The following is a 14,128-nucleotide window of genomic DNA, read 5'->3' as shown; positions in this document are numbered from 1 at the left end:
TTCGGCCAACCTTGAAGCTGCACGCGGCCACATCATGCGCCATTCAATAGTGCTCAAGTAGAGGGACGAGGCGAGGCTGTCCAGTACCCCCGCTTCCAGTCTCGCCTGGCAGCCATGAAAAAACCCGGCCGTGGCCGGGTCGTGCATCCCTATCGCGTGCGCTTACTACCGCCGCTTCCAGAAATACCGCCCCACGAAACCGGGAAAGGCAAACACCAGGAACAGCGAGAAGGTAGTGACATAAAACTGCCAGTTCTGGGGGTGCACAGGCGTATGGCGCCCTTCCAGGAAACGGGCCAGCAGGCCCACCAGACCAAACAGCACCACCAGCTCCAGCAGGTACCAGCCAAAATGTTTGGCACCGCGGTCAAACATGCCGGCCACGCGCGTGGTCAGGAAAGGCAGATTGGCGGCGATGAAGGCCACCACCAGCAGCAGGGCCACGCTATTGTTCATAACCGGACTCTCAGAGCGCAGCCAGCGAGGTGCGCATCGCTTCCAGGCACAGTTCCAGCAGTCCCTGCGGCAGCACCCCCAAGACCAGCAACGCCAGGCCCGACAGCGACAGTACCAGCTTGGCATCGCCACGCACGACGATCGGGGCAGTGTCCTGCACTTCGTCAAAGTACATGTGCTTGACGACACGCAGGTAGTAGAAGGCCCCGATCAGCGACATCAGTACCGCAAACACCGCCAGCCAGAACATGCCGATATCCACTACCGCCTGGATCACCACCAGCTTGGCATAAAACCCTACCAGCGGTGGAATGCCCGTCATCGAGAACATGGTCAGCAGCATCAGCAAGGCGTACCAGCTGTTGCGACCGTTCAGACCCTTCAGGTCTTCCAGCCGCTCACACTCGAACCCGGCACGCGACAGAGCCAGCAGGATGCCGAAGCCCACCACCGTCATCAGCACGTAGGAGAAAGCATAGAACAGCGCGGCCGAGTAGCCTTGAGCCGTGCCGGCCAGAAGGCCCAGCAGCATGTAACCCATGTGCGAAATGGTGGAGTACGCCAGCATGCGCTTGATGTTGGTCTGCGCAATGGCGGTGATGTTGCCGATGGCCATCGACAGGACTGCCACGATCACCAGCATTCCCTGCCAGTCACCCACCATCGGGCCCATGCCCTGCACCAAGATGCGGATCATGAACACCAGTGCAGCCAGTTTCGGCGCAGCACCTACCATCAGGGTAATGGCAGTCGGCGACCCCTGGTAGACGTCGGGCACCCACATGTGGAAAGGCACGGCACCCAGCTTGAAAGAAAGCCCCGCCACGATGAACACCAGACCGAACACCAGCAGCACGGTGTTGCCGGAGCCACCCTGGATGGCCTTGCCGATCTGGACGATATCCAGCGAGCCGGTGGCACCATACACCATCGACATGCCGTACAGCAGCAGGCCGGAAGACAGTGCGCCCAGCACGAAGAACTTCATCGCCGCCTCGGTGGACGAGGTAGAGTCACGGTTCAGCGCGATCAGGGCATACAGGGCCAGCGACAGCAGTTCCAGACCAATGTACAGGGTCAGGAAATGGCTGGCGGACACCATAACGTTCATCCCCAGCAGCGCGAACAGGCTGAGCGTGAAATATTCGCCCTTGAAGAGGCCGCGATCAGCCATGTACTGCCGGGTGAAGACCAGCACAATCGCAGTGAATCCGTACATGCCCACCTTGACGATGTCGGCCAGCGGGTCGTCCACGAACATGCCCGAGAACGTGGTGGTCACGTACGGGACGGAAGTGGCGATCTGGATCCCGGCACAGACGGCCAGGGTCAGCAGCGTCAGAAGATAGGTGATGCCACGCCGTGCGTCGGACACAAACAGGTCCAGCACGAGGATGACCGACAGTGCCGACAGCAGGAAAATCTCGGGCAGTGCCGGCATGAGGTGAAGATCAGCCCAGTTCATTCGTATATCCCTTGTGCCTTACAGCTTGCTCTGCGCAACGTGCGCGATCAGGTCATTGACCGACAGGTGCATTTTCTGGGTGAAAAGATCCGGCACCAGACCCATGCCCAGCACGGTGAACGCCAGCACGGCCAGGATCAGGAACTCGCGCTTGTTCACGTCGGACAGTTCGGCGACATGCGGGTTGGCGATATCGCCAAAGATCACGCGCTTGTACATCCACAGGGTATAGGCCGCTCCGAAGATCAGCGTGGTGGCGGCAAAGAAGGCTACCCAGAAATTGGTTTGCACAGCACCCATGATCACCATGAATTCACCCACGAAGCCGGAGGTACCTGGCAGACCCGAGTTGGCCATCGCAAACAGCATCATGAAGGCTGCGAAGATCGGCATGCGGTTGGCCACGCCACCGTAGTCAGCGATGTTGCGGCTGTGCAGGCGGTCGTACATCACGCCGATGCACATGAACATGGCGGCCGAGACGAAACCGTGCGATACCATCTGCACCAGCGCCCCCTCCACCGCCACCTGGTTCAGGTTATTGCCGGTGAAGAGGAACAGGCCCAGCGTGACGAAGCCCATGTGGGAAATCGAAGAATACGCTACCAGCTTCTTCATGTCCGACTGCACCAGCGCCACCAGACCAATGTAGACCACGGCCACAAGGGAGAGCACGATGATGGCTGGCGCCAAGTAACGGGCAGCATCCGGCAGGATGGGCAGGGCGAACCGCAGGAAGCCATAGGCCCCGATCTTCAGGGTGATCGCGGCGAGCACCATCGAGCCACCGGTCGGTGCCTCGACGTGGGCATCTGGCAGCCAAGTATGAACCGGCCACATCGGCACCTTCACCGCAAATGACAGGAAGAACGCGATGAACAGCAGGATCTGTACGTTGAGCGGGATCTTCGCCAACGCCTGGAATGCCTGGATATCAAAGGTACGGCCTGCCTGGAAGTACAGGTAGATGAACGCCACCAGCATCAACAGGGAGCCCAGCAGTGTGTACAGGAAGAACTTGATCGACGCGTAAACGCGGCGCGGCCCACCCCACACACCGATGATCAGGTACATCGGTATCAGCATGCCTTCGAAGAACATATAGAACAGGATGGCATCCAGCGCTGCGAAGGCGCCGTTGATCAGGCCGGACATGATCAGGAACGCGGCGAAGTACTGTGCGACACGCTTTTCGATCACCTGCCAACCTGCAATCACCACCATGAGGGTGACGAAGCTGTTCAGCACCACGAACAGCATCGAGATGCCATCCACACCCAGGTGATAGGTGATGCCCAAGGCCTCCACCCAGGGACGCTGTTCTACAAACTGCATGCCGCCGTGCAGCACGTCAAAACTGGTGAAGAGGGGCAGCGATACGACAAAGCCTGCCAAAGCACCCGCCAGCGCCAGCCAGCGGGCAAGCGGCGCGCGCTGGTCGCCGCCCGTCAGCAGCACGATCAGGCCGGCCACGATTGGCGTCCAGATCGCCAGACTCAACAGATTAGTGAACATGGTCTAAACCTACGTTGTTGTTTTCAGTCCCGGCACCCCGCCCTTCATCGGATGATGAGAGGAGCGAACCAGATCGTAACCAGCGCCAGTACACCGATGATCATGGTGGTGGCATAGCTGTAGATGAAGCCGGTCTGCAGCTTGCGGGTTACCCGGGAGAAGGCACCGACCAGCTTGGCCGAACCGTTCACGAACAGCCCGTCGATCAGCAGCATGTCACCGATCTTCCAGAAGAACGTCCCCAGCGCTCGCGAGCCCTTGGCAAACACCGCATAGTAGATCTCGTCGAGGTAGTACTTGTTTTCCAGCAGGCGGTTGACCGGTGCGAAGGTCTGCTTGATCTTCGCAGGGATGTGAGGTGCCTTCATGTAGAAGAACCAGGCCACGACGACACCGGCCAGTGCCAGCCAGAACGGGGCGGTGGTGAAGGCATGCATGCCCATGCCAGCGGCGCTGTGGAACTCGTGTGCCAGCTCTTCCATTACCGGATGGGCCTCGTGGTTCACGAAGATCACGTTCTTGAAGAAGTCGCCGTACAACATCGGCTCGATGGCCAAGTAACCGATCACCACGGACGGGATCGCCAGCAGGATCAGCGGCAAGGTCACGACCCAGGGCGACTCGTGCGGCTTGTCGTTGGGTCCGAGACCATGGTGATGGTCATGGTCGTCATGGCCGTGCGCATCGTGCCCATGCTTGGCTTCCATCCAGCGCTCCTTGCCGTGGAAGACCAGGAAGTACATCCGGAAGGAGTAGAAGGCCGTCACGAACACGCCCACGATCACGGCGAAGGAGGCAAAGCCTGATGCCGGCAGGTGAGAGGCTTGCACCGCCTCGATGATCGAGTCCTTCGAGTAGAAGCCGGAGAAGAACGGAGTGCCGATCAGGGCCAGCGAACCCAGCAGCGAGGTCAGCCAGGTGATCGGCATGTACTTGCGCAGACCGCCCATGTTGCGCATGTCCTGATCATGATGCATTCCCATGATCACAGAACCGGCCCCAAGGAACAGCAACGCCTTGAAGAAGGCGTGGGTCATCAAGTGGAACACGGCAACCGAGTAGGCGGACACGCCCAGAGCCACCGTCATGTAGCCGAGCTGGGACAGTGTGGAGTACGCCACCACACGCTTGATGTCGGTCTGGACGATGCCGAGAAAGCCCATGAACAGCGCAGTGATCGAACCAATCACCAGAATGAAGTTAAGCGCCACGTCGGACATTTCATACAACGGGCTCATGCGCGCCACCATGAAGATGCCAGCAGTCACCATCGTGGCGGCATGAATCAGCGCAGAGATCGGCGTCGGACCTTCCATCGAATCCGGCAGCCAGACGTGCAGCGGGAACTGGGCCGACTTACCCATGGCGCCCACGAACAGCAGCAGGCAGGTCACGGTGATCAGCGACCAGTCGACACCCGGAATGATCTGGATCGTCTTGCCAGCCAGGGCGGGGGCGGCGGCGAACACGGCCTGATAGTCGAGCGAGCCACCGAAGTAGGCCATGACCAGTCCGATGCCGAGCAGGAAGCCGAAGTCACCCACGCGGTTGACGAGAAAGGCCTTCAGGTTGGCGTAGATCGCCGTCGGCCGCTTGAACCAGAAGCCGATCAGCAGATAGGACACCAGACCCACCGCCTCCCAACCGAAGAAGAGCTGGATGAAGTTGTTGCTCATCACCAGCATCAGCATCGAGAAGGTGAACAGCGAAATGTAGCTGAAGAAGCGCTGGTAACCCGGGTCCTCATGCATATAGCCGATGGTGTAGATGTGCACCATCAGCGACACGCTGGTCACCACCACCAGCATCATCGCCGTCAGGCTGTCGACAAGGAAGCCGACTGAATAGTCGATTCCGCCTACGGTCAGCCAGGTATAGACCGGTTCATTGAACACCTCGGCCTGCCCGCTCATGAAGCCATACAGCACCCTGAACGAGAGAACGGCCGAGACAGCCACCCCGAGAATGGTGACGACGTGGGCGGCCCTGCGACCGATCGCCCATCCAAACAAGCCTGCAATGATCGACCCGGCCAAGGGCGCAAGGGCAATCAGCAGGTACAAGCTTTTCATATCCATGCTTATCGAGCTTCTAGTTTGTTGGTTACGGTTGCCTTAGCCTTTGAGGCTACCCAGGTCTTCCACATCAATCGTGTTCAGGTTGCGGAACAGCACGACCAGGATAGCCAAGCCGATGGCGGACTCCGCAGCTGCAACAGTCAGGATGAAGAACACGAAAATCTGCCCTGCCGTATCCGACAGATAGTGCGAGAAGGCGATGAAGTTGAAATTCACCGCCAGCAGCATCAGTTCGATAGCCATGAGCAGGATGATGACGTTTTTCCGATTAAGAAAAATGCCCATCACGCTGATGGCGAACAGGACGGCGGCCAGTACCAGGAAATGGGTCAGTGTGATCACGGTATCTCCCCTTGCCTTCAGGCCTGTTGTTGTTCGGAACTGCCCGCATCCTTCGCAGGCGCCTTCTCCACGTCCATCTTGAGGACGCGTACGCGGTCCTCACGGCGCACGGCGATCTGCACGGCCGGGTCGATGAACTTGGTGTCTTTGCGCTTGCGCATCGTCAGGGCGATGGCCGCAACGATGGCGAGCAGCAGTACGACGGCTGCCAGCTCGAACGGATACAGGTAGGTGGTGTAAATCTGCAGGCCCAGCTGCTTGACGTTGCTGACCCCAGCCACGGCCGGCGCGGCTTGGCCGAAGCTGTCAAGCCCGGCTTCTGGGCTGGCGATGATCAGGATCATTTCCGCCATCATCACGATGCCGACGGTGGCCGCCACCGGGAAATGGCGCCAGAACCCGGCCCGCAGCTTTTCGATGTTGATATCGATCATCATCACCACGAACAGGAATAGCACCATGACCGCACCCACATACACCAGCACCAGGGCGATCGCTAGGAATTCGGCCTCCAGGAGCAGCCAGTGCCCGGCGCTGGTGAAGAACGCCAGCACAAGGAACAAGGCTGCATGCACCGGGTTCTTGGCCGTCACGACCCGGAACGCCGAAACCAGCAGGATGGCCGAAAGAATGTAGAACAGTACGGCTGAAAAGCTCATTTCTTCCCCTTAGCGGTACTTGGCATCGGCAGCCTTGCGGGCGGCGATCTCGGCTTCGTACTTGTCGCCAATCGCCAGCAACATCGGCTTGGTGTAGTAAAGGTCGCCCCGCTTCTCGCCGTGATACTCGAGGATGTGGGTCTCAACGATCGCATCCACCGGACAGGCCTCTTCACAGAAACCGCAGAAGATGCACTTGGTCAGGTCGATATCGTAGCGCGTGGTACGACGGGTGCCGTCATCGCGCACGTCCGATTCGATGGTGATGGCCAGCGCCGGGCATACCGCCTCGCACAGCTTGCAGGCGATGCAGCGCTCTTCGCCGTTGGCGTAGCGACGCTGCGCATGCAGGCCACGGAAGCGGAAGGACATCGGCGTCTTCTCTTCCGGGAACTGAACGGTGATCTTGCGGGCGAAGAAGTGCCGCCCGGTCAGCATCAGTCCCTTGACCAACTCGACCAGTAGGAACGTTTTGAAGAAATTGCGAATCGAATCCATGCTTTATCTCACCCCCTGTCAGTTCCAGAGCGTTGCGGGACTCATCATCCACGCACCGATCACGATCAGCCACACCAGGGTGACAGGAATGAACACCTTCCAACCCAGACGCATGATCTGGTCATAGCGGTACCGCGGGAACGTCGCGCGGAACCACAGGAAGCAGAAGAGGATCATCGACACTTTCAGCGCCAGCCACAGGAAACTGGAGGCGCCGAGGAGGCCCCACGATGCAGGGAACGGCGACAGCCATCCACCCAGAAACATCAGCGAAGTCAGCGTGGAGATCAGGATCATGTTGGCGTATTCGGCGAGGAAGAACACGGCGAACGCAATACCCGAGTATTCCACGTGGAAACCGGCCACGATCTCCGACTCCCCCTCGGCCACGTCGAACGGCGCTCGGTTGGTCTCCGCCACGCCCGACACCAGGTAGACCAGGAACATCGGAAAGAGCGGCAGCCAGTTCCAGGAGAAGAGCGAGCCACCAGCGATGCCACGGGCCTGCTGGTTCACGATTTCAACCAGGTTCAGGCTCCCGGACAGCATCAGGACGCCCACCAGCGCGAAACCCATCGCGATCTCGTAGGAGACGATCTGGGCCGCGGAGCGCATGGCCCCGAGGAAGGAGTACTTCGAGTTGGCAGCCCACCCCGCGACGATCACGCCGTACACGCCCATCGAGGTGATGGCCATGATGAACAGCAGCGAGGCATCGATGTTGGCCAACACCAGACGGTCGGTGAACGGGATCACCGCCCAGGCTGCCATCGCCGGCCCGATCGAAAGGATCGGTGCGATGATGAACAGGCTCTTGTTGGAGGCAGTCGGAAGAATGACCTCCTTCATCAGCAGCTTCACACCGTCGGCCAGTGGCTGCAGCAGCCCCTTGGGGCCGACACGGTTCGGGCCGATGCGGATCTGCATGTAGCCGATCACCTTGCGCTCGGCCAGGGTGAGGTAGGCCACACCGACCATCAGCGGTCCGACGATCGCCACGATCTTGAGCAGGGTCCAGACGGTGAGCCCTGCTTCATAGCCCAGAATGCCTTGCAGGAATTCCATTATGCCCCCCGCTTCAGTTCGATTCGGTCAAACAGACCACCCAGCGCCACCGTGGTGGGATGGGCACACGCCAGGCGGACTACACCGGCAGCCAGACGATTATCCACGGCAACCGGCAGCGTCACCTGACTGTCGCCCTGAACGGCCACCACGGCAGCCCCCTCTTCCAGGCCCAACTGCTGCAGCACACTGCCATGCACGTAGGCACGCGGCGCCGCGGCTTCGGCAGTCAGTTGCAGCGGAGGCGAGCGACGGCAGATGGCATCCGCATGATACATCGGCACCTCACCCGCACGGATGAGACCGGCAGTCGCGGCTACGGAGAAGTCCACGGGCATCGACGACAGCGTGTTGCTAAGGTTGGCCGAAACATCTGTACCCGCCTTTAGGCACTCGCCACGGATCTCCTCGACAGAGTCGTAAGCGAAGCCAGACAGCCCGAGCATATTGCCCAGCACGCGCAGCACCTTCCACGCCGGGCGCGCTTCGCCCAAGGGACGCACGACGCCGTTGAAGCTCTGTACGCGCCCTTCCATGCTGACGAAGGTGCCGGCCGTTTCGGTGAACGGGGCGATCGGCAGCAGAACGTCAGCGTAGTCGAGCAGGCCCTGGCCCTTGTAGGCCGACAAGGCGATCACGGTTTCGGCAGCCTTCATCGCTGCCACGGCCTGCTGGGAATCGTAGCTGTCGAATTCGACTTCGGTGTTGAGCAGGACATAGGCCTTACGCGGGGACGCCAGCATTTCGCGCGCGTTGAGCCCGGCAGTGACTGTCGTGCCCAGCGGGCCACGCTTGGGTAGGGCGCCTGCCAGTTCTGCACCAACGCTGTTGCCCGCTTCGGTGGTCAGACCGAACCGTGCACCCGTCAGACGGCCGATCTCCTGAGCCAGCATCAAAAGCTGACTAAAGTCCGGATGATGCTGGGCAACATTGCCCAGTACGATGGCAGCGGATTCGGCGTTGACGAGGCTGGCCGCAATGCGGGCTGCATCCTCGCTGACGTCAATGGCGGACACATCCAGTGTGGTGGTACTGCCTTCTTTAAGGCCGAGCACTGCCTTGAGCACGCCACCGAGCGCAGCTACCCACGCCTGTGGTGGCAGGACAATCCCGGCATTCACCCGGGTCAGCAGTTCGTCAGCCGCGTAGTGCAGGACGTTGAGCTCGGTACCCTTCTTGACAGCCTGACGCAGGCGGGCCGCCAGCAGCGGCTGCTCCTTGCGCTGGGTGCTGCCCACTAAGAGAACAGACTTAGCCGAGACCAGCTCAAGAATGGTGCTGCCCAGCCATTGCACACCCTGCTGGGCTTCATCGCCACGGAAGTCACTGCGACGCAGGCGATGGTCGATGTTGTTGACACCGAAGGCACGGGCCAGCTTCTGGACGAGGTAAAGCTCTTCCAACGTGGAGTACGGGCTGGCGAGCACGCCGATGGCATCCTTGCCATGGTCGGCCGAAACACCATTCAGGCCCTTCACTACGTATTCCAGCGCAGTCTGCCAGTCAGTTTCATGCCACACACCGCCGTGCTTGATCATCGGCACGCGCAGGCGCTCCTCACTGTTCAGGCCCTCGTAGGAGAAGCGGTCGCGGTCCGACAGCCAGCACTCGTTGATGGCCTCGTTCTCCAGTGGCAGCACACGCATCACCTGGCCGGTGCGTACCTGAACGATCAAGTTGGAACCCAAGCCGTCATGCGGGCTGACCGATTTGCGGCGTGACAGCTCCCACGGGCGCGCACTATAGCGGAACGGTTTGGAGGTGAGCGCGCCCACCGGGCACAGGTCGATCACATTGCCCGAAATTTCCGAGTTTACCGTCTTGCCGAGGAAGGGCAGGATTTCCGAGAACTCGCCGCGGTTGGCCATGCCGATTTCCTGGAAGCCACCGATCTCCTCGGTGAAGCGAACGCAGCGCGTACAGTGGATGCAGCGTGTCATCTCCGCAGCGGAAATCAGGGGCCCCATGTCCTTGCCCACCACCACGCGCTTCTCTTCCTGATAGCGTGAGGCCGAGTTGCCATAGCCCACGGCCAAGTCCTGCAGCTGGCATTCGCCCCCTTGGTCGCAGATCGGACAATCCAGCGGGTGGTTGATCAGCAGGAACTCCATCACCCCCTTCTGGGCGTTGCGGGCCATGTCGGAGTTGGTATGCACCTTCATGCCGTCGGTGACGGGGGTGGCACAGGCCGGCAGCGGCTTGGGTGCCTTTTCTACTTCCACCAGGCACATCCGGCAGTTGGCGGCGATGGACAGTTTCTTGTGGTAGCAAAAATGCGGAATGTAGGTCCCGATCGAATGGGCAGCCTCGATGACCGTGCTGCCCTGCGGGACCGTCAGTTTCTTACCGTCGATTTCGATTTCAAGCATAGCTGTTCGCTACCTGAATTAAGAGAGCAACGCTCTCAGCACCATTTATGTTCCACCAGACACTTGCGGTGTTCGATGTGATACTCGAACTCGTCGCGGAAGTGCTTGGTGAAACTGCGCACGGGGAATACGGCGGCATCAGCCAAGGCACAGATCGTGCGCCCCGCCATGTTGTTGCCTACCGAATTCAGGAGGTCCAGATCTTCCGGCCGGCCTTGGCCGTTCTCGATGCGATGAATCACGCGATACAGCCAGCCGGTACCTTCACGGCACGGTGTGCACTGTCCGCACGATTCCTCGTGGTAGAAGTACGCCAGCCGCTCGAGAGCCTTCACCATACAGACCTGATCGTTCATGACGATGACGGCGCCCGAGCCGAGCATGGAGCCCGCCTTGGAAATGCTGTCGTAGTCCATGGTGAGGTCCATCATGACCTCGCCAGGCAGTACGGGTGCCGACGAGCCACCTGGAATCACCGCCTTGAGGCGCGAGCCATCCTTCATCCCGCCTGCCATTTCAAGTAGTGCGGAGAACGGGGTACCCAGCGGGATCTCGTAGTTGCCCGGGCGGTTGACATGTCCCGAGACCGAGAAGAGCTTGGTGCCACCGTTGTTGGGTTTGCCCGCCTCGAGGAACTTCTGTGCGCCATCACGAATGATGAACGGCACCGAAGCGAAGGATTCGGTGTTGTTGATCGTGGTGGGCTTGCCGTAGAGGCCGAACGAAGCCGGAAACGGCGGCTTGAAGCGCGGCTGGCCCTTCTTGCCTTCCAGCGACTCCAGCAAGGCCGTTTCTTCGCCACAGATGTAAGCGCCGTAGCCGTGGTGCGCGAAGAGATCGAAGCTAAAGCCGGTACCCAGGATGTTCTCACCCAGATAGCCGGCAGCTCGCGCTTCATCCAAGGCGGCTTCGAACAGCTCGTATTCAGCGAAGATTTCGCCGTGAATGTAGTTGTAGCCGACCCGGGTACCCATCGCATATCCGGCGATGATCATGCCTTCGATCAGGGCATGCGGGTTGTAGCGCAGGATGTCCCGATCCTTGAACGTGCCGGGTTCGCCTTCGTCGGTATTGCAGACCACGTACTTGTCGCCCGGGAAGGAGCGGGGCATGAAGCTCCACTTCAAACCGGTCGGGAAGCCTGCGCCCCCACGGCCGCGCAGGCCGGAGTTCTTGACTTCGGCGATCACGTCCTCTTGCGGCATCTGGGCCTGAAGGATGCTGCGCAGGGCCTGGTAGCCGCCGCGCGCCTCGTACGCCGCCAACCGCCAGCAGTCAGGCTGGGTGGTATCCACCCCGTCGAAAATCACACCTTTGACGAAGACTGCCATTATTCCAACTCCGCCAGTTTTTTATCGATGGCTTCAGGGGTCATGAAGCTGCACATGCTGTGGTTGTTCAGCAGGAGAACCGGCGCATCGCCACAGGCTCCCATGCATTCACCCTCAAGCAGGGTGAACTTGCCGTCGGGCGTGGTTTCGCCCAGTCCGATCCCCAGCTTTCGGGAGATGTAATTGGCAGTATCCACGCCACCGCGCAGCGCACAGGGCAGATTGGTGCAGACGGTGATCTTGTATTTGCCCACCGGCTTCATGTCATACATGTTGTAGAAGGTGGCCACTTCGTACGCCGCCACTGGGGGAATGCCCAGGTAGTTGGCTACGAACTCGATTACCTCGGTGGTCAGGCAGCGCTCCTCGGGTACCGTTCCTGTCTGGCGACGCTCTTCCAGCGCGATGCGCAGGGCGGACATCACCGCGGAGCGCGCCTGGTCGGCAGGGTACTTGGCAACCTCGCGGTCGATTAGAGCAAGGGATTCTGCGGTCAGCATCAGCGGTCAATCTCCCCAAACACGATGTCCTGCGTACCAATGATCGCCACAGCGTCGGCGATCATGTGGCCCCGCGCCATTTCATCCAAGGCAGCAAGGTGCGGGAAGCCTGGCGCGCGGATCTTCAGGCGGTACGGCTTGTTGGCCCCATCCGACACCAAGTAGATGCCGAACTCCCCTTTCGGGTGCTCCACAGCGGCATACGCCTCGCCGGGCGGCACGTACATGCCTTCGGAAAAAAGCTTGAAGTGGTGGATCAGCTCTTCCATGTTGGTCTTCATGCTTTCGCGCGACGGCGGAGCGACCTTGTGGTTGTCGGTAATCACCGGGCCCGGATTCTTGCGCAGCCAGTCGATGCACTGCTTGATGATGCGGTTGGACTGGCGCATCTCCTCAATGCGTACCAGGTACCGGTCATAGCAGTCGCCGGTGACACCTACGGGCACGTCGAAATCGACCTGATCGTACACATCGTAGGGCTGCTTCTTGCGCAGGTCCCATGCGATGCCCGAACCACGGAGCATCGGGCCGGTGAAGCCCAGGTTCAGCGCCCGCTCCGGAGAGACCACGCCGATGCCCACGGTCCGCTGCTTCCAGATCCGGTTATCGGTGAGCAGGGTCTCGTACTCGTCCACCTTCGCCGGGAATCGGTTGGTGAAGTCTTCGATGAAGTCCAGCAGCGAGCCTTGGCGGTTCTCGTTCAGACGTGCGATCTCGCGGGCGTTGCGAATCTTGGAGGCTACGTACTGGGGCATCGAATCGGGAAGATCACGGTACACACCGCCCGGACGGAAATAGGCCGCGTGCATGCGGGCGCCGGACACTGCTTCGTAACAGTCCATCAGATCTTCCCGCTCGCGGAAGGCGTACAGGAACATCGTCATCGCACCGATGTCTAGCGCATGCGCGCCGATCCACAGCAGGTGGTTCAGGATGCGCGTGATTTCTGCAAACATGACGCGGATGTACTGGGCACGGATCGGTACGTCCACGCCGGTGAGCTTTTCCACGGCCAGACAGTAAGCGTGCTCGTTGCACATCATCGACACGTAGTCCAGACGGTCCATATAGGGTAGCGTCTGGAGGAAGGTGCGTGTTTCGGCCAACTTCTCGGTGGCACGGTGCAGGAGCCCCACGTGCGGGTCAGCCCGCTGGATCACTTCGCCATCCAGTTCCAGCACCAGACGCAGCACACCATGCGCCGCCGGGTGCTGGGGACCAAAGTTCAGGGTGTAGTTACGGATTTCAGCCACCGTACTTCTCCTCGCGGATGATGCGCGGAACGATCTCGCGCGGCTCGATGGTGACAGGCTGGTAGATGACGCGCTGCTGCGTCGGATCGTACCGCATCTCGACATGCCCGCTGACCGGGAAATCCTTGCGGAAGGGGTGGCCGACGAAGCCGTAGTCGGTCAGCAAACGGCGCAGGTCGGGGTGCCCTTCAAAGACAATACCGTAGAGGTCAAACGCTTCGCGCTCGTACCAGTTAGCGGCATTCCAGATGTCCACCACCGAGGGTAGCAGCGGGAAATCGTCATCAGGAGCGAACACGCGCAGACGTAGACGCCAGTTGTGTTCCAGCGAGAGCAGGTGATAAACGACCGCATAGCGCTGTCCATCCCAGAGCCCTTCGCGGTAGGCGCTGTAGTCGACACCACAGAGGTCGATGCATTGCGTGAAAGCCAGTGCTTCATGGTCGCGCAGCAGCGTGGCCACCTCGAGGAGGTTCTCCGCTTTACAGGTAATGGTCAGTTCGTCCAGCGCCAGCGTGCTCTGGGTCACTTTTTCGCCCAAGGCCAGCTCGATTGCCGCCTGGAGCGCTTCCAGCTTGTGGGAGGCCATCAATCTAT

13 protein-coding genes are annotated in these 14,128 nt (G+C 60.3%); all 13 read right to left on the bottom strand.

Annotation, left to right across the window (positions count from 1 at the left end; all coding sequences use genetic code 11):
• Positions 1-165: 165 nt before the first annotated feature.
• Genes EV669_RS12275 through EV669_RS12215 form a run of 13 tightly spaced genes read right to left on the bottom strand, consistent with a single transcriptional unit; the run spans position 166 to position 14,120 of the window.
• Positions 166-456: a DUF2818 family protein gene (locus EV669_RS12275; protein ID WP_132098843.1), complete on the bottom strand. Its 291-nt coding sequence runs from the start codon at positions 454-456 to the stop codon at positions 166-168.
• Positions 457-466: 10 nt separating this feature from the next.
• Positions 467-1,921 carry an NADH-quinone oxidoreductase subunit NuoN gene (gene nuoN, locus EV669_RS12270; protein WP_132098842.1) on the bottom strand — a complete coding sequence of 485 codons (1,455 nt, stop codon included), beginning with the start codon at positions 1,919-1,921 and terminating at the stop codon, positions 467-469.
• 18 nt (positions 1,922-1,939) lie between these two features.
• Positions 1,940-3,436, bottom strand: a complete 1,497-nt coding sequence (locus EV669_RS12265; RefSeq protein ID WP_054284913.1) for an NADH-quinone oxidoreductase subunit M — start codon at positions 3,434-3,436, stop codon at positions 1,940-1,942.
• A gap of 44 nt (positions 3,437-3,480) precedes the next feature.
• Complete coding sequence (gene nuoL / locus EV669_RS12260) at positions 3,481-5,514, bottom strand: NADH-quinone oxidoreductase subunit L (protein WP_054284914.1); 2,034 nt, start codon at positions 5,512-5,514, stop codon at positions 3,481-3,483.
• 36 nt (positions 5,515-5,550) lie between these two features.
• Positions 5,551-5,856 (bottom strand): NADH-quinone oxidoreductase subunit NuoK, encoded by a 306-nt coding sequence (nuoK, locus tag EV669_RS12255; RefSeq protein WP_054284915.1) that lies wholly within the window; start codon positions 5,854-5,856, stop codon positions 5,551-5,553.
• A 17-nt stretch (positions 5,857-5,873) separates the two neighbouring features.
• Positions 5,874-6,515: an NADH-quinone oxidoreductase subunit J gene (locus EV669_RS12250; RefSeq protein WP_054284916.1), complete on the bottom strand. Its 642-nt coding sequence runs from the start codon at positions 6,513-6,515 to the stop codon at positions 5,874-5,876.
• Between the two features lie 9 nt (positions 6,516-6,524).
• Positions 6,525-7,013, bottom strand: a complete 489-nt coding sequence (gene nuoI, locus EV669_RS12245; RefSeq protein WP_054284917.1) for an NADH-quinone oxidoreductase subunit NuoI — start codon at positions 7,011-7,013, stop codon at positions 6,525-6,527.
• A gap of 18 nt (positions 7,014-7,031) precedes the next feature.
• The gene (gene nuoH / locus EV669_RS12240; protein ID WP_200906428.1) at positions 7,032-8,078 is read right to left on the bottom strand and encodes an NADH-quinone oxidoreductase subunit NuoH; all 1,047 of its coding nucleotides are present in this window, start codon (positions 8,076-8,078) and stop codon (positions 7,032-7,034) included.
• Entirely contained in the window at positions 8,078-10,447 is a 2,370-nt protein-coding gene (gene nuoG, locus EV669_RS12235; RefSeq protein ID WP_132098841.1) for an NADH-quinone oxidoreductase subunit NuoG, read from the bottom strand. The genes nuoH and nuoG overlap by 1 nt, the downstream gene beginning before the upstream one ends.
• Positions 10,448-10,482: 35 nt before the next feature.
• The gene (nuoF, locus tag EV669_RS12230) at positions 10,483-11,778 is read right to left on the bottom strand and encodes an NADH-quinone oxidoreductase subunit NuoF (RefSeq protein WP_132098840.1); all 1,296 of its coding nucleotides are present in this window, start codon (positions 11,776-11,778) and stop codon (positions 10,483-10,485) included.
• Positions 11,778-12,278 carry an NADH-quinone oxidoreductase subunit NuoE gene (gene nuoE, locus EV669_RS12225; RefSeq protein WP_054284921.1) on the bottom strand — a complete coding sequence of 167 codons (501 nt, stop codon included), beginning with the start codon at positions 12,276-12,278 and terminating at the stop codon, positions 11,778-11,780. Before nuoE ends, nuoF begins: the two co-directional genes overlap by 1 nt.
• Positions 12,278-13,531 carry an NADH-quinone oxidoreductase subunit D gene (locus tag EV669_RS12220; protein WP_054284922.1) on the bottom strand — a complete coding sequence of 418 codons (1,254 nt, stop codon included), beginning with the start codon at positions 13,529-13,531 and terminating at the stop codon, positions 12,278-12,280. The genes nuoE and EV669_RS12220 overlap by 1 nt, the downstream gene beginning before the upstream one ends.
• Positions 13,524-14,120: an NADH-quinone oxidoreductase subunit C gene (locus EV669_RS12215; RefSeq protein ID WP_132098839.1), complete on the bottom strand. Its 597-nt coding sequence runs from the start codon at positions 14,118-14,120 to the stop codon at positions 13,524-13,526. The genes EV669_RS12220 and EV669_RS12215 overlap by 8 nt, the downstream gene beginning before the upstream one ends.
• Positions 14,121-14,128 lie beyond the last annotated feature (8 nt).

It is taken from the genome of Gulbenkiania mobilis (assembly GCA_004346645.1).
Lineage (GTDB): Bacteria > Pseudomonadota > Gammaproteobacteria > Burkholderiales > Chromobacteriaceae > Gulbenkiania > Gulbenkiania mobilis.
The sequence above is the reverse complement of the archived record's forward strand: the minus strand, read 5'-3'. Positions and strand labels throughout refer to the sequence as shown.

Coding starts and splice junctions, on each gene's coding strand:
- EV669_RS12275 (WP_132098843.1), bottom strand. CDS start 456: ATGAACAATAGCGTGGCCCTGCTGCTGGTGGTGGCCTTCATCGCCGCC.
- nuoN (WP_132098842.1), bottom strand. CDS start 1,921: ATGAACTGGGCTGATCTTCACCTCATGCCGGCACTGCCCGAGATTTTC.
- EV669_RS12265 (WP_054284913.1), bottom strand. CDS start 3,436: ATGTTCACTAATCTGTTGAGTCTGGCGATCTGGACGCCAATCGTGGCC.
- nuoL (WP_054284914.1), bottom strand. CDS start 5,514: ATGGATATGAAAAGCTTGTACCTGCTGATTGCCCTTGCGCCCTTGGCC.
- EV669_RS12250 (WP_054284916.1), bottom strand. CDS start 6,515: ATGAGCTTTTCAGCCGTACTGTTCTACATTCTTTCGGCCATCCTGCTG.
- nuoI (WP_054284917.1), bottom strand. CDS start 7,013: ATGGATTCGATTCGCAATTTCTTCAAAACGTTCCTACTGGTCGAGTTG.
- nuoH (WP_200906428.1), bottom strand. CDS start 8,078: ATGGAATTCCTGCAAGGCATTCTGGGCTATGAAGCAGGGCTCACCGTC.
- nuoG (WP_132098841.1), bottom strand. CDS start 10,447: ATGCTTGAAATCGAAATCGACGGTAAGAAACTGACGGTCCCGCAGGGC.
- nuoF (WP_132098840.1), bottom strand. CDS start 11,778: ATGGCAGTCTTCGTCAAAGGTGTGATTTTCGACGGGGTGGATACCACC.
- nuoE (WP_054284921.1), bottom strand. CDS start 12,278: ATGCTGACCGCAGAATCCCTTGCTCTAATCGACCGCGAGGTTGCCAAG.
- EV669_RS12215 (WP_132098839.1), bottom strand. CDS start 14,120: ATGGCCTCCCACAAGCTGGAAGCGCTCCAGGCGGCAATCGAGCTGGCC.